The organism is Devosia sp. Root105 (genome assembly GCF_001424865.1).
Lineage (GTDB): Bacteria > Pseudomonadota > Alphaproteobacteria > Rhizobiales > Devosiaceae > Devosia_A.
The window spans coordinates 153,596-172,783 of record NZ_LMCR01000019.1 but is presented as its reverse complement, the minus strand read 5'-3'; the positions used below and the strand labels follow the sequence as shown (position 1 = coordinate 172,783).

The 19,188-nt window shown below is 66.1% G+C and carries 19 protein-coding genes and 1 pseudogene; 10 read left to right on the top strand and 10 right to left on the bottom strand.

The annotated features are described in order from the left end of the window. The first annotated feature begins 26 nt into the window (after positions 1-26). Both ASC68_RS23310 and ASC68_RS23305 read left to right on the top strand, forming a co-directional pair. The gene (locus ASC68_RS23310; protein WP_055884866.1) at positions 27-335 is read left to right on the top strand and encodes a type II toxin-antitoxin system RelB/DinJ family antitoxin; all 309 of its coding nucleotides are present in this window, start codon (positions 27-29) and stop codon (positions 333-335) included. Continuing rightward, the gene (locus tag ASC68_RS23305; protein WP_055884862.1) at positions 332-601 is read left to right on the top strand and encodes a type II toxin-antitoxin system mRNA interferase toxin, RelE/StbE family; all 270 of its coding nucleotides are present in this window, start codon (positions 332-334) and stop codon (positions 599-601) included. Before ASC68_RS23310 ends, ASC68_RS23305 begins: the two co-directional genes overlap by 4 nt. 14 nt (positions 602-615) lie before the next feature. Here ASC68_RS23305 and ASC68_RS23300 read toward each other — a convergent pair whose 3' ends face one another. After that, positions 616-798, bottom strand: a complete 183-nt coding sequence (locus ASC68_RS23300) for a hypothetical protein (RefSeq protein ID WP_055884859.1) — start codon at positions 796-798, stop codon at positions 616-618. Next, positions 789-1,940, bottom strand: coding sequence for a glycosyltransferase family 2 protein (locus ASC68_RS23295; RefSeq protein WP_055884855.1), 1,152 nt, complete (start codon positions 1,938-1,940; stop codon positions 789-791). Before ASC68_RS23295 ends, ASC68_RS23300 begins: the two co-directional genes overlap by 10 nt. Positions 1,941-2,217: 277 nt before the next feature. On the opposite strand from ASC68_RS23295, the gene ASC68_RS23290 reads away from it, so the two are divergent. The 8 genes from ASC68_RS23290 to ASC68_RS23255 all read left to right on the top strand — a co-directional run bounded on the left by ASC68_RS23290 (position 2,218) and on the right by ASC68_RS23255 (position 8,360). Beyond that, entirely contained in the window at positions 2,218-2,505 is a 288-nt protein-coding gene (locus tag ASC68_RS23290; protein ID WP_055884854.1) for a co-chaperone GroES, read from the top strand. Between the two features lie 56 nt (positions 2,506-2,561). Beyond that, positions 2,562-4,202, top strand: coding sequence for a chaperonin GroEL (groL, locus tag ASC68_RS23285; RefSeq protein ID WP_055884851.1), 1,641 nt, complete (start codon positions 2,562-2,564; stop codon positions 4,200-4,202). A 223-nt stretch (positions 4,203-4,425) separates the two neighbouring features. Further along, on the top strand, positions 4,426-4,629 hold the full coding sequence (locus ASC68_RS23280) for a type II toxin-antitoxin system HicA family toxin (protein WP_055884848.1): 204 nt from the start codon (positions 4,426-4,428) through the stop codon (positions 4,627-4,629). A gap of 2 nt (positions 4,630-4,631) precedes the next feature. After that, positions 4,632-5,033: a type II toxin-antitoxin system HicB family antitoxin gene (locus ASC68_RS23275; RefSeq protein ID WP_055884844.1), complete on the top strand. Its 402-nt coding sequence runs from the start codon at positions 4,632-4,634 to the stop codon at positions 5,031-5,033. Positions 5,034-5,147: 114 nt separating this feature from the next. Next, positions 5,148-5,675 (top strand): hypothetical protein, encoded by a 528-nt coding sequence (locus ASC68_RS23270; RefSeq protein WP_156384555.1) that lies wholly within the window; start codon positions 5,148-5,150, stop codon positions 5,673-5,675. A gap of 9 nt (positions 5,676-5,684) precedes the next feature. Next, entirely contained in the window at positions 5,685-5,915 is a 231-nt protein-coding gene (locus ASC68_RS23265; RefSeq protein WP_055884837.1) for a helix-turn-helix transcriptional regulator, read from the top strand. 230 nt (positions 5,916-6,145) lie between these two features. After that, entirely contained in the window at positions 6,146-6,538 is a 393-nt protein-coding gene (locus ASC68_RS23260; protein WP_055884835.1) for a hypothetical protein, read from the top strand. A 163-nt stretch (positions 6,539-6,701) separates the two neighbouring features. Then, positions 6,702-8,360: an alpha-glucosidase family protein gene (locus ASC68_RS23255; RefSeq protein WP_156384590.1), complete on the top strand. Its 1,659-nt coding sequence runs from the start codon at positions 6,702-6,704 to the stop codon at positions 8,358-8,360. A 333-nt stretch (positions 8,361-8,693) separates the two neighbouring features. Here the strand turns inward: ASC68_RS23255 and ASC68_RS29245 are convergent. The 8 genes and pseudogenes from ASC68_RS29245 to ASC68_RS23220 form a co-directional block, all read right to left on the bottom strand. Then, positions 8,694-9,242: pseudogene (locus tag ASC68_RS29245) on the bottom strand (ATP-binding cassette domain-containing protein); the annotation flags it as partial. A gap of 526 nt (positions 9,243-9,768) precedes the next feature. Beyond that, positions 9,769-10,578 carry an ABC transporter permease subunit gene (locus ASC68_RS23250; protein WP_055884832.1) on the bottom strand — a complete coding sequence of 270 codons (810 nt, stop codon included), beginning with the start codon at positions 10,576-10,578 and terminating at the stop codon, positions 9,769-9,771. Next, positions 10,575-11,420, bottom strand: coding sequence for an ABC transporter permease subunit (locus ASC68_RS23245; protein WP_082528415.1), 846 nt, complete (start codon positions 11,418-11,420; stop codon positions 10,575-10,577). Before ASC68_RS23245 ends, ASC68_RS23250 begins: the two co-directional genes overlap by 4 nt. A gap of 89 nt (positions 11,421-11,509) precedes the next feature. Further along, entirely contained in the window at positions 11,510-13,129 is a 1,620-nt protein-coding gene (locus ASC68_RS23240; protein ID WP_082528414.1) for an iron ABC transporter permease, read from the bottom strand. A gap of 42 nt (positions 13,130-13,171) precedes the next feature. After that, positions 13,172-14,221 (bottom strand): extracellular solute-binding protein, encoded by a 1,050-nt coding sequence (locus ASC68_RS23235; RefSeq protein WP_055884825.1) that lies wholly within the window; start codon positions 14,219-14,221, stop codon positions 13,172-13,174. A 210-nt stretch (positions 14,222-14,431) separates the two neighbouring features. Further along, positions 14,432-15,463, bottom strand: a complete 1,032-nt coding sequence (locus ASC68_RS23230; protein WP_156387438.1) for an extracellular solute-binding protein — start codon at positions 15,461-15,463, stop codon at positions 14,432-14,434. A gap of 90 nt (positions 15,464-15,553) precedes the next feature. Continuing rightward, complete coding sequence (locus ASC68_RS23225) at positions 15,554-16,246, bottom strand: substrate-binding domain-containing protein (RefSeq protein WP_055884821.1); 693 nt, start codon at positions 16,244-16,246, stop codon at positions 15,554-15,556. Next, positions 16,243-19,119 carry a PAS domain-containing sensor histidine kinase gene (locus tag ASC68_RS23220; RefSeq protein WP_055884819.1) on the bottom strand — a complete coding sequence of 959 codons (2,877 nt, stop codon included), beginning with the start codon at positions 19,117-19,119 and terminating at the stop codon, positions 16,243-16,245. Before ASC68_RS23220 ends, ASC68_RS23225 begins: the two co-directional genes overlap by 4 nt. Positions 19,120-19,188 lie beyond the last annotated feature (69 nt).

Here is a 19,188-nt window from a genome sequence, read left to right as displayed (position 1 = left end):
ATTGGAACTCAAACAGGAGTTCCGAAATGGCCGCCAACGCCCTCGTTCAAACTCGCATCGACCCCGAGATTCGAGACCGTGCCGCCGAAATAGTCGAAAGGTCGGGCCTGACCGTGTCGGATGCCGTGCGCATCCTGCTCACCCGAATCGCCAACGAGGGCGCCATCCCTGCCGGTCTACTGACACCCGACGACGAGTACGACGCTTGGTTTCGTGCGCAGGTTCAGGAAGCTTTGGACGATCCGCGCCCACCCATTCCCGACGAGGAGGTTCGCGCCCACTTCGCGCGTCGCCGGGAAGAGCTGCGACGGCTGATTGATAGCCAGAAGAAATGATCATCCGCTGGACTCAAACAGCCCAGCGGGACCGTGATGATGCCATCGACTACCTGATGGAGGAGAGCCCTCAAGCGGCGCTACTCGTTGATCAGCGGATCGACGACAGCCTGCCGATCCTCCACCACCACCCGTATGCGGGCAGAATTGGTCGAGCCAGAGGCACGCGGGAACTCATTGTGCCCGACACGCCCTACATCGCTGTGTATCGCGTCGAAGGTCAGGAAATCCTGATCCTCAGGCTCGTACACATGGCGCGCCACTAGCCAAAGACCTTCAACTAGCCCTTCAGCTTGTCGCGGGCCTTCTTGGCCGTGGCGAAGGCGCGGGCTTCTTCGCCCAGCGCGGAGCCCTTCTTCACCACGGTGCCGCTGGCGTCGACAAGGCTCCAGTCCCACTTGGTGTTGGGGCCGACGCCACCGGTGCGGCGGAGCTTGATTTCGAGTTCTGCGCTTACCGCCATGTGAACACCTTTGTAACGGAGTAGTTGAAGACGACGCTCATCAGCACGCCGAGCAGGCCGGCCACATAGAACTGGCCATCATAGGCATAGATCCAGCTGGCGACCGAGACGTTGGCGAGGGCGCCGATGGAGCAGACTGCATAGAAGGTGAGCATGCCGGTGAGATAGCGCCAGCCGCGCAGCTTCTTGTTGGCGTAGGTCAGCTCGTTGTTGAGCATGAAATTGAAGGTCATGGCGAGAAGCGTTGCCGCGACCTGCGACCAGACGAAGTTGAAGCTCAGCACCTCATGGGTGAACCACAGCGTCCCCATATGCACCACGACGCCGAGGCCGCCGACCAGGGCAAACAGCAGGAAGGTGGTGGGCAGCAGACCGCCGGAGAGCTTGGAGACGATCAGGCCGAGGAACTGCACGACCACGATCGAGCTCATCTTGCTCTCGCCGGCGTGGCGCGGGCGGAACGTGTAGGGCACCTCGCCGATGCGCAGCTCCTTGCCCTGGCGGGCGCGCGAGCGGCCGGCCGAGACGATGATATCGAGCAGGATCTTGAAACCGTCATCGCTGAGCGAGGGAGCGATTTCGTCGAAGACGCTCCGTCGCATCAGGAAGAAGCCGCTCATCGGGTCGCTGAGCGACTTACCGGTGACGAGGCTCGAGAGCCTGGTGGCAAAGCGGCTGCCGGCTTCGCGCGTTCTGGACAGACCGTCGCCGACGCTGCCTTCGCCGCTATAGCGGGTGCCGACGACGATGTGATCGCCGGCGATGGCCTTCTCAAGCATCTGCGGCAGGATGGTTTCGTCGTGCTGCAGGTCGGCGTCGATGACGGCAAAGTAGGGAGCGGCGCTGGCGAGGATGCCCTCGACCACCGCCGAGCTCAGGCCGCGGCGACCGAGGCGGTGGATGCCGCGCACGTTCTGGTGGCGGCGTGACATATCGCGCACCACTTCGGAGGTGCCGTCGGGAGAATTGTCGTCGACGACAATGAACTCGAACGGCGTGGCGCCGAGGGCGGCCGTGACCTTGTCGTACAACAGCGCGACGTTATCGCGCTCATTGTAGCTGGGGACGATCACCGCGAGCTGCGGGGCGACCCAGGCCTCGGGGGATTTACGGGGGTGGCTATCGAACTGGACGACGGTCACGTCTGCTCCGAAGGTATCTGAGGCGCTTCAGGTACTGCCAAGCCGGGCGCTTTGCAACTTACCATCAAGGCGGCTTGCGGTTCTCTCGGCACCACAAACGTGGCGACAGCGGGCCCGTTTCATGCGTTCGTCGCATAGCCGCCACATCGTCATCGTATGGCTCGCCTCGTCCTTGACTCGCTTTGGGGGCCCTCCTATATCCCCTTCCAGCTGTTAGCACTCCTCGATCACGAGTGCTAACAGAGGCGAAATCACTTGATTGCTGATAGGAGCAAAAATGGCTTTCCGTCCCCTGCACGACCGCGTGGTCGTCCGGCGCGTCGACAGCGAAGAGAAATCGGCTGGCGGCATCATCATCCCCGACACCGCCAAGGAAAAGCCCTCTGAGGGTATTGTCGAGGCCGTCGGCCCCGGCGCCCGTGACGAGAGCGGCAAGGTCGTGGCGCTGGACGTCAAGGCCGGAGACCGGATCCTGTTCGGCAAGTGGAGCGGCACCGAGGTGAAGCTCGACGGCAAGGATCTGCTGATCATGAAAGAATCCGACATCATGGGCGTGATCTCGTAACCAGGCGTTCCGCCGGTTCCGATCTCTCCCCTTTCAACTCGTAAGGAGCGCCTCTCATGGCTGCGAAAGACGTAAAGTTCTCCACCGATGCCCGCGACAAGATGGTCCGCGGCGTCAACATCCTCGCCAACGCGGTGAAGGTCACGCTGGGTCCGAAGGGCCGCAACGTCGTGATCGACAAGTCGTTCGGCGCGCCGCGCATCACCAAGGACGGCGTCACCGTCGCCAAGGAAATCGAGCTCGAGGACAAGTTCGAGAACATGGGCGCCCAGATGCTGCGCGCCGTGGCCTCCAAGACCAACGACATCGCCGGTGACGGCACCACCACCGCGACCGTGCTCGGCCAGGCCATCGTCAACGAGGGCGTCAAGCTCGTCGCCGCCGGCATGAACCCGATGGACCTGAAGCGCGGCATCGACCTCGCCGTGACCGAAGTCGTCGCCAACCTGAACGCGGCCAAGAAGATCATCTCGTCCAACGCCGAAGTCGCGCAGGTCGGCACCATTTCGGCCAATGGCGAGTCCGCCATCGGCGAGATGATCGCCAACGCGATGCAGAAGGTCGGTAACGAGGGTGTGATCACCGTCGAGGAAGCCAAGACCGCCGAGACCGAACTCGACGTCGTCGAGGGCATGCAGTTCGACCGCGGGTACCTCTCGCCGTACTTCGTCACCAACGCCGAGAAGATGGTTGCGGTGCTCGAGGATCCGGTGATCCTGCTGCACGAGAAGAAGCTCTCGAACCTGCAGGCCATGCTGCCGATTCTCGAAGCCGTGGTGCAGTCGCAGCGTCCGCTGCTGATCGTTGCCGAGGACATCGAGGGCGAGGCTCTGGCGACGCTCGTGGTGAACCGTCTGCGTGGTGGCCTCAAGGTCGCTGCCGTCAAGGCTCCGGGCTTCGGTGATCGCCGCAAGGCCATGCTCGAGGACATCGCCGTCCTGACCGGCGGCCAGGTGATCTCGGAAGATCTCGGCATCAAGCTCGAGAACGTCACCCTCGATATGCTGGGCACTGCCAAGCGCGTGGAAATCTCCAAGGAGAACACCACGATCGTCGACGGCGCCGGCCAGAAGTCCGACATCGAAGGCCGCGTGGCCCAGATCAAGGCGCAGATCGAAGAGACCACTTCGGACTACGACAAGGAAAAGCTGCAGGAACGCCTGGCCAAGCTCGCCGGCGGTGTTGCGGTGATCAAGGTCGGCGGCTCGACCGAAATCGAAGTGAAGGAGCGCAAGGATCGCGTCGACGACGCGCTGAACGCTACCCGCGCTGCGGTTGAAGAAGGCATCGTGCCGGGCGGCGGCGTCGCGCTGCTGCGCGCTTCGAACGCCATCACCGTCAAGGGCGCGAACCCCGACCAGCAGGCCGGTATCGCCCTCGTCCGTCGCGCTCTGCAGGAGCCGGTCCGTCAGATCGCCAACAATGCCGGCGATGAAGGCTCGGTTGTGGTCGGCAAGATCCTCGAGAACGCCTCGCCGAACTTCGGCTACAACGCCCAGACTGGCGAGTATGGCGACATGATCGCGCTCGGCATCGTCGACCCCGTCAAAGTGGTTCGCACGGCGCTGCAGGATGCGGCCTCGGTCGCCTCGCTCCTCATCACCACCGAGGCGATGATCGCCGAGGTGCCGAAGGACGCTCCGCCGGCAATGCCGGGCGGCGGCGGCATGGGCGGCATGGGCGGCATGGACTTCTAAGTCCGGCTTCCAGCCAACACATCCGATCTTCTCACGAAGGTCACGAACGGGAGGGCGGTCCACTGGGCCGCCCTTTCGTTTTAGGATGACGCGCAGTCGCCGGTGGTATCGCTGCCCCTGAAGCGCGCCGATACAGGTCCTGTATTGAACCGCAATGCGGTGTGTATTATGTTACACGCGTTGCGCATGAAGTACTTCGTACTCGTCAAGGGAAAGAGTGCGCATGCGCGTCGAAACCAACAGCCGCAAGCTGATCAAGCTGCTGGAGGCCGACGGTTGGTACGAAGTCGGTGTCGAGGGATCGCACCATCACTTCAAGCATCCAGCCAAGCCGGGAAAGATCCAGGTACCGCACCCACGCAAGGACCTGCCATTTGGCACAGCGCGCAGCATCATGCGGGACGCGGGTCTGCTAGAAAGAGACTAAAGATGCACTATGTCGCCCTGATGCATAAGGACCCTGACTCGGCCTACGGCGTGAGCTTTCCCGATTTGCCGGGATGCTACTCGGCGGGCGACACCGTTGAAGAGGCGACGCGCAACGCCACTGAAGGGCTCGGTGCCTTCGTGCGCTGGATGGAGGCAGACGGCGACATTGTCCCTGCCCCCCGTCCACCCGACCAGATCATGGCAGACCCCGCGCTGGTGGAAGACCGCCGAGGTGCGGTGCTCGTCCTGATCCCCCTGGTCCGCGATCTCGGCTCCACGACGCGTATCAACGTCTCGCTCGACCTAGGATTGCTGGAGGCCATCGACGCCGCAGCAAAGCACCGCAAGCAGACTCGGTCCGCGTTCATCGCCTCTGCAGTTCGCAAGGAACTCGCGGCGTAGCAAGGCCGGCTGACAACAGCGCACGCCTATTTCTCGTTTGTCGCGAACGATTCATCGCTTTACGCGATGGCGCGGCACATGGAATATGCGCCGGAAACTGCGATGGAGCAGCAGATGGCGCGATCGACGACTGAGCGAATCGGGGCGATCCGGACCTGGAGCCGACGGTTCGGCGTCGGGCTGCTGCTGGTGATCATCGCCCTGCCGGTGGGAACGCTGGCGGCGCTACTGGCGAGCCGGCTGTTTGGCGGCGACGTCTATATCGGGCCGCCCGACCCGGTGGACCTGTCGACGGTATCGCTGGGCAGCGCCGTGCTGATCGGCACCGGCGCGCTGCTCAGCGTCGGGCTCTATCTCGTGCCGCTCTACTTCCTGCGCCAGCTGTTCGGCCTGTGGGCGGCGGGCCAGATCCTGACGCGCGGCGCAGCGAGCGCCATCCGGCGGGCCGGCATAGCGCTGCTGGTCGCCACGGCCGGCTCCAGCGTGATCGGGCCGCTGACTGACCTGATGGCCAATGAGCTGGGCCGTTTCTCGATCAGCATCGACCTCGCCAACCTGCTGCCGGCAGGGGTGATCTACGTCGTCGGCCTGGTGCTCGACGAAGCTGCGCGCGTCGCCGAAGACGCCAAGCTGACGATCTAGGCGCTGGCGATGATCATCGTGAACCTCGACGTGATGCTGGCGCGCCGCAAGATGCGGCTGGGCGATCTTGCCGACGCGGTCGGCATCTCGATGCAGAACCTCAGTGTGCTCAAGACCGGCAAAGCCAAGGCGGTGCGGTTTTCGACGCTGAACCGGCTGTGCGACGTGCTGCAGTGCCAGCCAGGCGACCTGCTGGCCTATGAGCGCCGGCCCGAGGACGATCTGTCTGACGACGATTGATTTCACGATTATCGTGATATTGTTATTGACTATCGATACGTGATGCGGCATCTCTAGGCCTGCACGCAGGATCGCTTCATACGCACCTGCCCCGCTGGCGTGCGGGGGGCAGCTTTCGAGGTACTGATAATGATCTCTCGTCTCACGGCACCCGCCGCGGGCGCGCTGGCGTTCGCGCTCGTTTTCACCGGCAGCGGGGCTGCAGCCGCTACGGGCTCGAGGAGCGGCACATGCTGAAAGCCATTGCCTGGGGCCTGGTCACCATGCTGCTGTCTATGGTGCCGGAGTGGGCGAAAGCCGAGGAGCCAGCGCTGGCGGGCCGTTGGACTTCCGCCGACCGCAGCAGCGTGATCGAGATCGCCGGTTGTGCGGACATGGCCGGGGCGTTGTGCGCCACGGTACTTGCCGATAAGCCCGCGGCGGGCGAACCCAGCCTCGCCGGCAAGCTGGTGGGCGTGAACTTTGCGCCGATCAGAGGCGGCTGGGCAGGGCAAATCCTCACCGGGGACGGCAGCGCGCTGCCGGCGACCATCACTTTACCCAACATCACGCAGCTCGACCTCAAGGTGTGCATGATGGCGGTGTTCTGCGACGAAATCTCTTACTACCGGGTGGGTGGCTAGGGGCTCGGTGGGGGAACTGAGCATCGAGCTTTCAGTATCGCGCAAGGCTCCTCCGCATCGGCCGGCGATTGACTCCGGCCCTGCCCTCGCGCCAAACGTCGCGAGAGCCAGCCCAGGGAGTTTCAGCATGAGCGTTGTGCCGCCGATGATGGCCGTTCCGCCGATGACGGAGCAGAAGTCGACGCCCGAGCAGCCTCTCGACAAGGACTGGTGGCGTGGCGCGGTGATCTACCAGATCTACCCGCGCTCGTTTCAGGACCATAACGGCGACGGCGTCGGCGACCTCGTCGGGATCACCGAGCGGCTCGACTACGTCGCCGACCTCGGCGTCGACGCGATCTGGCTCAGCCCGTTCTTCACCTCGCCGATGAAGGATTTCGGCTACGACGTTTCCAACTATCGCGACGTCGATCCGATCTTCGGCACGCTCGGGGATTTCGACCGGCTGCTCGAGAAGGCGCATTCGCGCGGGCTGAAAGTGATCATCGACCAGGTGATCTCGCACACCTCAGACAAGCACCCGTGGTTCTCGGAGAGCCGGCAGAACCGGACCAACCCGCGGCACGACTGGTATGTGTGGGCCGACCCCAACCCCGACGGGACGCCGCCCAACAACTGGCTGTCGATCTTCGGCGGCTCGGCCTGGGCGTGGGACAGCCGGCGCATGCAGTATTACATGCACAATTTCCTCACCTCGCAGCCCGACCTCAACTTCCACAATCCGGATGTGCAGGACGCGGTGCTCAGCGATATGCGGTTCTGGCTGGAGCGCGGGGTCGATGGGTTCCGGCTCGACACGGTGAACTTCTACTTCGCCTCGCTGGGGCTCGAATCCAACCCGGTGGTGAAACCGGAGGATTTCAATGCTTCAACGGCGCCGGCGGTGAACCCCTATAATTTCCAGGAGCACCTCTACGACAAGAGCCGGCCGGAGAACCTCGAGTTCCTGACCCGCATCCGCGCCCTGCTCGATGAGTACCCGGGGCGGACCAGCGTGGGCGAGATCGGCGACAGCCAGCATCAGCTCGAGGTGATGGCGCAGTACACCTCGGGCATCGACAAGCTGCATATGGCCTACACCTTCGATTATCTCGGTGGGGCATTCGACGCCCGGCATTTCAAGACGTCGATCGACCTGACGGAAAAGGACGCGCCCGACGGCTGGATCTGTCTTGCCTTCTCCAACCACGACGTGGTGCGGCATGTGAGCCGCTGGATGAGCCATGGCGACCGCGAGGCGTTCGGCAAGCTGACGGCGACGATGCTGCTGACGATGCGCGGCTCGGTGTGCCTCTACCAGGGTGAAGAGCTGGGGCTTACCGAGGCCGAGCTGGCATTCGAGGACCTGGTGGACCCCTACGGCATCGAGTTCTGGCCACAGTTCAAAGGCCGCGACGGATGCCGGACGCCGATGGTCTGGCAGTCCTCGGCGCATCTGGGCGGCTTCTCGACCGCACCGCGGGCCTGGCTGCCGGTGCCGGGCGATCACCTCCTGAAAGCGCCGGACCTGCAGGAAAAGCAGAATGACTCGCTGCTGCACCACTACCGGGCAACGCTGAAGTTCCGGCGCCAGCACAAGGCGCTGGTGAAAGGGACGATCCGGACGCTCGACGCGCCGGAGGGGGTACTGATGTTCACCCGGACGGACGGCAGCGAGACGCTACTTTGTGCCTTCAACATGACTGGCGGCCCGGTCGTCGTCCGCCTGCCCGACGGGCTCGGGGTCAAGGGGATCGACGCTCCCGGCTCGGTCGCTGCCCCCGTCGGTGACGGCGACCTCGCCCTGCCGGCTTTCGGCGGGTTCGTCGGGGCTGTGCTCTAGCACAGGCGCTGGTGGCGCTTCGGGAGGCGCTGGCGGCTCGGGTGCCGCGGGCGGCGGCTCGACCACCGGGGGCGCCGGCGACAGCGGCTCGGGATAGCGGGCGGCGAGCAGCGCCTGGGTAGCCGGGTGCTGCCCCGTTTCGGCCAGCTCGGACGGCTTGCCGCCTTCGACGATGTGACCGGCGTCGAGCACGAGGATACGGTCGGCGACGAGCCGCAGCACGTCGAACTCGCGGCTGGCGCAGAGCACGGTGAGGCCATAGTCCGAACGGACGCGGTTGAATAAGACGAGAAATTCGGCCTGTTCGACCGGATCGAGCGCGGCGGTCGGCTCATCGAGGACGATGAGGCTGGGGCGGCTGACCAGCGCGCGCGCCAAAGCGAGGCGCTGCAACTCTGCCGTGGTGAACTGGCCGGGCAGATGATCGAGCACATCAGGCGCGAGACCGACGACGCGCACAGCTTCGACCAGGCGATCGGCCTGCTCGTCGATCAGCAATTGCTCTTCGACGCGCAGCGGCTCGGTGAGCGATAGTCCCACCGCCAGATCCGGATTGAAGGCCGCGCGCGGATCAGGGAACAGCAAGCTGATGCGGGCGCGCGCCTCGCGGGCAAGATCGTCGCCGCGATAGGGCGTGCGATCGAACGCCAGCTGGCCGGCGCTGGCGCGTCCGAGCCCGGCAACCAGCCGGAGCAGCTCCGACTTACCGGCCCCGGCGGCGCCGAGCAGGCCGACGGCCTCGCCGCGGCGCACCGACAGGGTGATGTTCTCAAGCACCGCGATAGGCGGCTTGCGCTTCCAGAGCCGCGAGGTGGGATCGGCGAAACGCTTGCCGAGCCCCTGGAGCTCGAGCAGCGGCTCGCCGATGGGCGGGCGAGCCATGGTGCGGGTGCGGGGCCTGCCGGCGCTCACCAATTCGCGCGTCGCGGCGTGCTGCGGGCGCTCCTGCAACGCGGCGGCCGGGCCGCGCTCGACCAGCTTACCGCCCGAGAGGATAGCCGTCTCGAGTCCCATGGCGAGCGGCAGGCGGAAGTCCCGGGTGAGGATCAGCAACGCCACGCCGCGGTCGCGGTTGGCGGTGAGCAGCGCGGTCAGCAGTTCGCGTTGCGCGGCAGGGTCGAGGGCCCTGCCCGGCTCGTCGCAGACGATGAGATCGACGCCGCGATCGAGGCAGCGTCCAAGCTCCATCGGATCGGCATCGGCGCCGATGACGCCAGGGCGTTTGCCGGGGAGTCCGGTGCCATGAACGGTGACGCCGGCCGGTAGCAGGCCGGCGATGACCTGGGCCAGTAGGGTCTTGCCACTGTTGGCGCGACCGACGATGGCGAGGGCAGCGCCATCGGCAAACACAAGGTCGAGGCTGGCGATGGGATGGCTACCGGCGATGGCGACGTCGAGGCCGGCGAGCTCAAGCGCCATGACGCGTTCCTCTGAGGCCGCTGGCGGCGAGCATCAGGGCCAGCGCGGTGACCACGGCGACCGCGCCGGGAACGACGATCAGCAGCGGGCGGATGGTCATGAACTGCTGGGCCTCGCGCAGCATCAGGCCAAGGCTGGCGCCGGGTGGCAGCACACCCAGGCCGGCAAAGGAAAGACTGACCTCGATGAGGATGGCGACGGCCAGGAGCTCGAGGCCAAGCGCAACGAGTTGCGGCAGCAGCCGCGGCAGCACATGGCGCTGTGCGGCGGCGAGCGGGCGGAGGCCGGCGAGGCGCGCCGCGGTGACATAGTCGCGGTGCCACAACGGCGCGAGGATGCGGCGGGTGATGACGGCGGCGACCACCACGCCGGGGAGCGCAATGGCGAGAAACAGCGTGAGGTTGGCGGGCGCGGCGAGGCCACTGACCAGCACACCGATGAGCAGCGCAGGGGGCAGCATACCGATGGCATGCGCCGTGCGGTTGGAGGGCGGCAGCCGCAGAGCGAGCGCAACGCCCATTGGGATGCCGACGAACAGACTGGCAAGCGTGCCGAAGATGGCAAGCAGGAGCGTCGTGAGTGTTGCGGCCATAAGCACCGAGGCGCCATCGCGGCCGGTGGCGTCGGTGCCGATCCAGTGGATGGCGTCGGGCTCGGCGAGCGGGGTCAGGCTGGCGGCGCCATGCGGGGTCCAGGCGAGGGAGGTCAGCGCGAGGATGGCGATGATCAGCGCAAGCGCGGCGCCGAGGACGACGCGCAGGTCGATGCCGGGCCGGACTGAGGCGGCTTCGAGGGTCATGGCCGCAACTCCGCGCGAAAGGCGGGATCGACCAGCACACGCAGCAGCGCCAGGAGCAGCATACCGAAGGCGGCGACCATGATCAGCAGCAGCAAGCCGCCGCGCAGCAGTGCCAGATCGTGCTGCTCGGCGGCGCCGAGAATCTGGCGGCCCAGGCCGGGAAGGAAGAAGACGCTCTCGACCAGCGCCGCGCCGATCAACAGGGCGCCGAAGGTGCGCGCCATCGCCTGCGGCAACTCGACCAGCGCGCGGGCGAGGCCGAGCTGCCAGCTCGCCTCGAAGGCAGCGATGCCATCGGCGCGCAGGCGCTGCACGTCACGCTCGGCCACGCGGCCGAGATCGCGGCGAATGCGCAGGGCGAGCTGGCCGGCATAGGGAAGGCCGAGGGCAAGCGACGGCAGCAGCAGCGAGGCGAGCGCGCCCAGTGGGTTGCTCCAGGGGACGAAGCCGCTGGCACGCAGCAGCTTCAGCAGACCCGCGAACAGCAGCGCCAGCAGCATGCCGAGCCAGAACGGCGGCAACAGCGCAAGCACGCCTGAGAGGACGCGCACCAGCCGATCGACCAAGCCGCGATAGCGGCCGGCGGCAAGGCCGAGGCCTGCCCCCACTGCGCCAGCGACAAGCAGCGCCAGCAGCGCCAGTGGCAGGGTGACGGCGAGACGCTCGCCGAAGGTGTTAGGCGCACCGGTGTCGCCAACGAACAGGCCGAGGAACCGAGCCCAGGCGGGGCGATCGGCGCCGCCGGCACCGGGCAGGACGTCAAGGAAAAGGAACAGCAGCACGGCGGCGCCGAGGACCGCTCCGACTGCCAACACGAGTCGCGTGAGGACGTAGTCTCTCATGCCCCGACGCCCCAACAACCGATCAAATGAAGGAAAGACCCAACCGGCTAATGCTTAGTCAATGACCGGTTAATTTCCAATGTATCGCCTCAGCGGCGATCGCTGAACCGGGTCGAAAGGATGACGGGGACCAGACCGACCAAGACGATGGTCAGCGCCGGAAGTGCCGATTCGGTGAACAGGCTGACATTGGCGCGGGCATAGACCACGGTGGCCAGTGTTTCGACGCCGAGCGGCCGCAGCAACAGCGTTGCCGGCAGTTCCTTGACGATCTCGACGAAGACCAGCGTCGCGGCGGTCAGCAAGGCCGGCGACAACGTGGGCAGATCGACACGAAACAACAGCCGCCAGCCGGTGACGCCGAGGACGCGACCGGCATCGAGCATGGTATCGCCGCGCTTCTTCATCGCCGCATCGATGGTCGAATGCGACACCGCGAGGAAGCGAATGGCATAGACATAAAGCAGCGCGGCGATGGAGCCGGAAAGGATGAGGCCGGGGCGCCAATTGGCCACCGCCACGGTCATCCGGTTGAACCACAGGTCGGCCTGCCCGAGCGGCTGCAGCAGGCCGAGCGCCAGCACCGTGCCGGGGATGGCGTAGCCGAGGGTGGCGATGCGGATCAGGCCGTGCGCAGCGCGCGATTTGCCGATGCGGGCAGCGGCAAGCCCGACGATCACCGTCATGAGGGCGCCGAGCGACGCCAGGGTCACGGTGGTGAGCCCGGCGTTGACGGTGAGGCCGAAGGCATCGGGGCCGAGATTGCGGATGGCGAGCACCAGCAGTTCGCCGACCGGGACGCCGAAGCCGAGCAGCAGCAGCACGGTGCAGAAGCCGACGGCAAGGGCGCGCTCCGCGCCGACCAATTGCTCACGCGGTGGTGCGACGCGGCTGTCGCGATGCAGCGCGTAGACGCGGTCGCGGCGCGCCCATTGCTCGAGCAGGATGAGCAGGCCGATGATGAGCACGATCATCACCGCCAGCTGTGCGGCGCCGCCGAAGTTCGAGCGGTTGATCCAGGTGGAATAGATCACCGCGGTGAGACTGTTGACGCCAAAATACTGCACGGCGCCGAGATCGTTCACCACCTCCATCATGGCGAGGGTGATGCCGACGACAAGCGCCGGGCGGCTCAGCGGCAGGGTGACCGAGAAGAAGGCGCGGAAGCCCCCTGCCCCAAGGGTGCGCGCCGCAGCCGAGATGGAACCCGACTGCATGACGAAGAAGGCGCGGCAGGAGGCGTAGACATAGGGGTAGAGCACCATCGAGAGGACGAACGCGGCGCCGGAAGGGCTTTTGATCTGCGGGAACCAGTAGTCCTTAATGGTCTCGCCACCGATGACGGCGCGCAACGCCTGCTGGATCGGACCGGTGAAATCGAGGAACTCGACGTAGGTGTAGGCCGCGAGATAGGTCGGAATGGCCAGCGGCAGCACCAGCGCCCACTCGAAGATACGGCGGCCGGGAAAGTCGAAATGCGTCACCAGCCAGGCCGACAGGAGGCCGAGTACGCCGGTGATCAAGCCAACCCAGGCCATCAGCGTCGCGGTTTCGCGCAAGGCTGTCGGCAGCATGGCGGCGGCGAGACCGCCGGCGCCGGTGGTATCGAGCGCGGCCAGGGCGAGCCAGAGAATCGGCAGGCCCATCAGGGCGAGCAGCAGGATGGCCGAAACCGGCGGGAGCTTCCTCCCGCCGGTTTCGGATTTCATCGATGCTGCGGTCGTCCGGCTGATGCTCAGCCTCCGCGCTGGTTACTGCGTCTGTGCGCCTTCGTTGAACTTCAGCTCATCGATCAGCGCCGCCGCTTCGTCGCGGAATTCGGCGGTGGCGGTAAGCGAGACCTTCGAGGGGTTGAGAATACCCCAGCTCTGGGTCAGTTCGGCCGGCTTGACACTCGTTACCGCCGGATACTCGTAGTTGGCATCGGCGTAAAGCTGCTGTGCCTCGTCGGAGAGCAGGAATTCGACCAGCTTGTTGGCGTTTTCCAGGTTCGGGGCGTACTTGGCGATGAAGGCGCCGGCCGCATTTACCTGGGTGCCCTCGCCTTCAGCGTCAGGATAGACGATGCGGGCGGATGCCGCCCAGTCCTTCTGCTCGGGCTCGGCCTCGTTGGTCAGCATCAGGCCCATATAGTAGGTGTTGGCGATAGCGAGGTCGCACGAACCCTCAAGGATGGCCTTGACCTGCGCGCGATCATTGCCGGCCGGCGGGGCCGACATGTTGTCGCGCACGGCGGTGAGCCAGGTCCGGGTCTTGTCCTCACCCCAGGCCGCAATGCGGTTGGCGACGAGGCCGATATTGTAGGCGTGATCACCCGGGCGGGTGCAGAGGCGCCCTTTCCACTCGGGCTTGGCGATATCGTCATAGGTCAGCGCGGTGGCGTCGACACGGTCCTTGCTGACGTAGAAGACGCGAGCGCGCAGCGACAGCGCCGCCCAATGACCTTCTTCGTCACGGAACTCCGGCGCCAGGCGCTCGGTCAGCGCGGCAGTGGTGATCGGCTGGGTCAGCCCTTGCGTCTTGGCGCCGACCAGGTTGCCGACATCGACGGTGAGCACCACATCGACGGGCGACAGTTCACCCTCGGCGGCGACACGCTCGAGCAGACCATCGCCGGCGTAGAGCACGGTGGCCTTGACGCCGGTGGCGGCGGAGAATTTGTCGAGCAGCGGCTGGATCAGGCCGGGCTCGCGGTAGCTGTAGATATTGACTTCGCCGCTCTGGGCAAAGCTCGGCCCGGCGGTGCCGGCAATCATCGCGGCGCCAAGCAGCGCAGCGGACAGTCGCATCGTCATGGTCATGGCAAACTCCCGTTATCGGCGGCCCCTCAGGCCGCCGGTGACCGGCTGCAATCACGAATTCTGAGCAACAAAGTCAACAATGCGGGGCAGCGGAATGTTGCCGGTTTGCGACTGTCTTTTAGAACCGTTCCAGAACGCCGGTGAAGTCGCCAGCCAAGCCGCAGGTTTCGGCGCTGCCGGCGAGCCGGAGCGCTGCGGCAACGTGTCCGATCAGTTCTGCGGACCTTCGTCGAAGCGGAGCTCGTCGACCAGTGCGCTGGCCTCCTTGCGGTGCGCGGCAATCTCGGTCAGCGGAGTCTTGTCGGCCTTGAGCTCGCCCCAGCTGGCGACCAGTTCCGACGGGGCGACGCCGGCGACCACCGGGAATTCGTAGTTGCCGCTGGCATAGAGGTGCTGGGCCTCGTCGGAGAGCAGGAATTCGACCAACTTCTGGGCGTTGGCCTGGTTGGGTGCATATTTGGCGATCACCGCGCCCGAGACGTTGACCTGCGTGCCGTCGCCGTCGGGATCGGGATAGATGATGCGGGCGGCGGCGGCCCAGGTCTTCTGCTCGGGCTCGGCGTCGTTATTGAGCATCAGGCCCATGTAATAGGTGTTGCCGATGGCAAGGTCGCAGCTGCCGTCGAGGATCTTCTTCACCTGGTCGCGGTCGGCGCCGGAGATCGGGCCATTGAGGTTGTCGCGGACCTTGGTCAGCCAGTCGCGCGTCTTGTCGACGCCCCAGTGGGCGATGCGGGTGGCGATAAGGCCGATATTGTAGACGTGCTGGCCGGAGCGGGTGCAGAGACGCCCCTTCCACTCGGGCTTGGCGATATCCTCATAAGTCAGCGCCGTCTCGGGGACACGATCCTTGCTGGCGTAAAAGACGCGGGCGCGCAGCGACAGGGCGATCCACTGACCATCCGGATCCTGGTAGGCGGCCGGCACGCGGGCCTGCGCCTCGGCCGGGATGGTCTGGGTGATACCGAAATCCTTGGCGTTGGCGAGGTTGCCGATATCGACGGTGAGCACCACGTCGGCGGGCGACAGCTCGCCCTCGGCCGCAACGCGCTCGAGCAGGCCATCGCCAGCGAACAGCACATTGGTCTTGATGCCGGTTTCGGCGGTGAACTTGTCGAGCAGCGGCTGGATCAGACCGGGCTCGCGGTAGGAGTAGACATTGACCTCGCCGCTCTGCGCCAGGGCGGGCCCGGCCGCCAGCGTGAGAAGGAGGGCAGTGCCGAAGCGCGAAAGCAAGCTCATGATCGTATTCCAGGTCGCGGGAAGCTCCCGCTCAGGCGTGGTTCTGCTTTTTCTGAGCCGCCAAGTCAACAAACCGGATCGTGAAGCGGCTCAGTGGCGTTCGAGGCCCCTGGCGGCGAGAACCTCGTCCGATGCGGCCGAGGTGAGGAAGGCGGACAGCACCCTGGCCGCCTTCGCATCGCGGGCGGCGGCGCTGATGCCGATGGCGAAGTCGATGTAGCTTTGCAGCTCGGACGGAAAGCGGCCGGCCAGCACGACATCGGGAGCAGCGGCGAGGATGGAACTGACGGGGATCACAGCCAGCTCGGCCTCGCCATGGGCCACGGCGGCCGCGGTTTGCCCGCCGGAGGTGGCCACGAGCTTTGGCTTTACCTCGCCGGCAATGCCGAGGCGCTCCAGCAGGCCGATGAAATAGCTGCCGCTGGTGCCTTCATTGGCGTAGGCGATCGAGGCCGCGCTCTTCAGCGCATGCTCGAATGCCGCTACGGTGCCGAGGTCAGGCAGCGCGCGACCCGCTTTGGCAGCGACGCCCATGGCGATCCGCCCGAACGGCACCTGGCTTGCGGGATCGAGCTTTCCCAGTACGGCGAGAGCCTCGACCAGATTGGGATTGATGATGACGAGATCGAAGGGTTCACCGGCTTCGATCTGCTGCTTGACGATCGGGTTGAGCTCCCAGCGGGCCGCCACGGTATAGCCGGTGGCAGCCTCGAACTCCGGGATCAGCGCGAGGATTGCAGGACGGACCGCGATGGCGCCAACAAGCCGGATCTCCTGGCTCACTGGCCGGTCTCGCGGACCAGGTCGGCGGGAATTAGCAGCGAGAACATGGTGCCGACGCCAACGGCCGGATCGACCGACAGCGACAGGGCGTTAACCGCCAGCAGCGAGCGGGTGAGCGCCAGACCGACGCTGGAGCGCACCGGCTGCAGGGCTTCGCCGTCCTTGCCCACGCCATCGCGGAACACCACGAAACGCTCGCCGAGATCGCGGCGGGCCTCACCGCCGTCGCGGACATTGACGATCACGGCGCCGTCGTCCTCCTGCTGAGCGGAGAGGATGACCGAGCCGCCGACCGGCGTCTGATCGATGGCGCTGGCCAGCAGATTGAGGATCGCCTGGGTCAGGGAGGCGGTGTCCGCGGTGATGCGTGGCAGCCGCTCGGAGACGGCGTTGCGCACCAGCACGCGGGCTTCGCCAGCCTGGCCGCGGACGCGGGCGAGGCAGCTTTCGAGCAGCGCCACGAGGTCGATGTCGTTGGCCTCGGCCGGGTAACGGCCCTCGCGCAGGCGGCTATAGTCGTCGAGCTCGTCGACGAGGTGAGCGATCTCCTGTCCGGCGGTCTTGATGTCCTGCGCATATTCCAGGTAGCGCTGGTTCTCGATCGAGCCGAACGACGCCGAGCGGATCAGGTCGGCGAAACCGATGACGGTGTTGAGCGGCCGGCGCACGCCCCGGCTGATGCGGGTCAGCATCGAGGGCTCGATGTCTTCGGCAGGCTTGGTCACAGGAGCCGGCGGAATCGGCGGAATGGCCTTGCGGACGAAGGCATAGTAGCCCGCGATGATGCCAGCCTGCCCTTCGGCGAACAGCGTGATGCGGGTGTTGGGCACCGCTCCGGTGAAGGTGATGGCCGGACGCGCCGTTTCGGCGAAGCGGGCCGGGCGTTCGAGGAAGCGCTTGAGGTCGCCCAGTTGCGAAGGCTCGATGAAGCTCGCCAAGGGCTTGCCGACGATATCTTCCTCGACATGGCCGAGCACGATGCGGCCGTGCAGCGACACCGTGGTGATGGTCGCGGACCGGTCGGCAGCGATGAAGCCGTCGTCGCTGGTTTCGGCCGCGAGCTCGGCGAAGCTGCGGACAGCAGCCTCATGACCGATGCGGTTCTCAGCGATACCGGCCGACAGCATCAGAGCCGGACGGCCATGCCAGGTGATCGACTGCAGGCGGGCGTTCACCGAGGCGAGGCTGCCATCGCGGCGCACCAGCTGGGTCACGGGCCCGGCGACCGCGCTGTCCTCGGACGGGAAGATGGCAGTGAGACCGGCGGCACGCAGGCTCTCGATCGACTCGTAGCCGGCGAGATCGGTCAGCGCCCGGTTGGCGAACAGAACCTGCTGATCGCGGAACACCAGGATGCCGAGCGGCAGCCGGTTGAGGATGAAAGTCTCGCCATTGAGGTTGATCAGCGCGCCTTCGTTGCCGGTGGTGGGCGGCGCGGCCGTTTCGGCCGGCGGCGCCGAAGGATGGGCGCTGACCCGATCGGTGAGGATGCGGCTCAGCTCATCGAAATTGTAGCGCGAAACGCGCTCGACGGTTTCGGCGTCGGGGATGGCGGAGAGGGTCTCGGCCGGCTCGTCGTCGGCGGGCAGTTCCGGTGCGAGCGCCTCGAAGCCACGGCCGATGACGCGCCAGGTCGTGGCGGCGAGCGGCTCGGGCTGCGGCTCGGCAGCCGTGTCGATTTCGGCGCCGGACACGTCCTCAGCCGCGATCGCCTCCGCGTCCGCGATCGCCTCTGCGGCCGGGTGCTGTTCCGCGACCGGGAGCTGTTCTGCGGCCTCTTCTTCGTCGGCGAAGTCGATCAGTGCGCCGATAACGTCGAGCTCGGGCGATAGCGGAATCGCGAACGGCGCAGTCTCGGGCGACAGTTCGGGCAATGGCAGGGTCTCGTCAGCCTCGACCGGGTCGGGCACCAGCGGCTCATCCACCTGCTCGGGCGGCGGACCGGCGAAGTGTTCGTCGCCGGGGCTGAGCGCGGTGTAGAGGCCGCCATCGTCGGCGAGCCGGTCGAACAACGAAGCGAGCGTACCCGGCACCTCAGGGGCGGCGGGAATCGGCTCGACCCAATTGTCTTCTTCGGCAATCACCGGCTCGTCGTCGGCACGCTCGAGCGGCGGCAGGCCCATCGGCAGCAGCGGTTCGGGTTCGGGGACGAAGCGCGGCGGCGCGGGGGCGTCTTCGCGGGCGATGACGCCCTCCTCCGCCCGCACATCCGATATTTGTGCCGCCGGCACGGGCGGCGAGGCGAGGCGCTCGAACAGCAGCAGCATGGCGTCGTGCGGGCTGGCCTTGAAGCGGGTCAGCTGCAATTTGTCGCCGGCCAGGGTGATCTCGGCGCTTTCGGCGTCGTGCGGCAGGCCTTCACTCTCGATGATCGGAGCAAAGTGCTCAAGCGCATGGCGCGAGCCGCCGGCGATCTGTCCATCTTCACTGACCAGCAGGAACTCGGCGCCATCGGGCAGGAGCCTCGCGGTCAGGGCATCGACCTGCATCGGATCGTGCGCCTCGAGCAACTCGGGTTCGATCGGGTCGACGCCAACGATCAACAGGCCCGTATCGCCGTTTTCGAGTTCGAGCGGCGTGCAGGTGCAGGTGGTGGAGATCGGCCGCTCGCCGGCGAGGAACTGGATGCGGCTGAGGCTCGAGCGTCCCATCGAGCCGAGCCGGATCAAGCGGGCGATCTGGCCCTTGATCGGCACCGCCTCGGGCGCCAGCCTCAGCCCATGCTTCTTGATCTTGCCATGGAAGTAGCGCGCCGCGTCGTTGCGCCAGAGCAGGGTTTCGCCATCCTGCGACCATAGCCAGGCGGGGCGCGCGTCGGCCCAGTGCACCAGCACCAGCCGGGCCGTCGGCGATTTGATCCACTCAGCGCGCACGCGTACTCTTTTCCTGCCTCGTGCCAATTCGACACAAAGCGAACTCGGAATTTAATCTTCTCTAAATAT

Bases quoted from the DNA above. Each gene is read 5' to 3' on its own strand.
- ASC68_RS23310 (WP_055884866.1), top strand. From the start codon at position 27: ATGGCCGCCAACGCCCTCGTTCAAACTCGCATCGACCCCGAGATTCGA.
- ASC68_RS23305 (WP_055884862.1), top strand. From the start codon at position 332: ATGATCATCCGCTGGACTCAAACAGCCCAGCGGGACCGTGATGATGCC.
- ASC68_RS23300 (WP_055884859.1), bottom strand. From the start codon at position 798: ATGGCGGTAAGCGCAGAACTCGAAATCAAGCTCCGCCGCACCGGTGGC.
- ASC68_RS23290 (WP_055884854.1), top strand. From the start codon at position 2,218: ATGGCTTTCCGTCCCCTGCACGACCGCGTGGTCGTCCGGCGCGTCGAC.
- groL (WP_055884851.1), top strand. From the start codon at position 2,562: ATGGCTGCGAAAGACGTAAAGTTCTCCACCGATGCCCGCGACAAGATG.
- ASC68_RS23280 (WP_055884848.1), top strand. From the start codon at position 4,426: ATGCGCGTCGAAACCAACAGCCGCAAGCTGATCAAGCTGCTGGAGGCC.
- ASC68_RS23275 (WP_055884844.1), top strand. From the start codon at position 4,632: ATGCACTATGTCGCCCTGATGCATAAGGACCCTGACTCGGCCTACGGC.
- ASC68_RS23270 (WP_156384555.1), top strand. From the start codon at position 5,148: ATGGCGCGATCGACGACTGAGCGAATCGGGGCGATCCGGACCTGGAGC.
- ASC68_RS23265 (WP_055884837.1), top strand. From the start codon at position 5,685: ATGATCATCGTGAACCTCGACGTGATGCTGGCGCGCCGCAAGATGCGG.
- ASC68_RS23260 (WP_055884835.1), top strand. From the start codon at position 6,146: ATGCTGAAAGCCATTGCCTGGGGCCTGGTCACCATGCTGCTGTCTATG.
- ASC68_RS23255 (WP_156384590.1), top strand. From the start codon at position 6,702: ATGACGGAGCAGAAGTCGACGCCCGAGCAGCCTCTCGACAAGGACTGG.
- ASC68_RS23250 (WP_055884832.1), bottom strand. From the start codon at position 10,578: ATGACCCTCGAAGCCGCCTCAGTCCGGCCCGGCATCGACCTGCGCGTC.
- ASC68_RS23245 (WP_082528415.1), bottom strand. From the start codon at position 11,420: ATGAGAGACTACGTCCTCACGCGACTCGTGTTGGCAGTCGGAGCGGTC.
- ASC68_RS23240 (WP_082528414.1), bottom strand. From the start codon at position 13,129: ATGAAATCCGAAACCGGCGGGAGGAAGCTCCCGCCGGTTTCGGCCATC.
- ASC68_RS23235 (WP_055884825.1), bottom strand. From the start codon at position 14,221: ATGACCATGACGATGCGACTGTCCGCTGCGCTGCTTGGCGCCGCGATG.
- ASC68_RS23230 (WP_156387438.1), bottom strand. From the start codon at position 15,463: ATGAGCTTGCTTTCGCGCTTCGGCACTGCCCTCCTTCTCACGCTGGCG.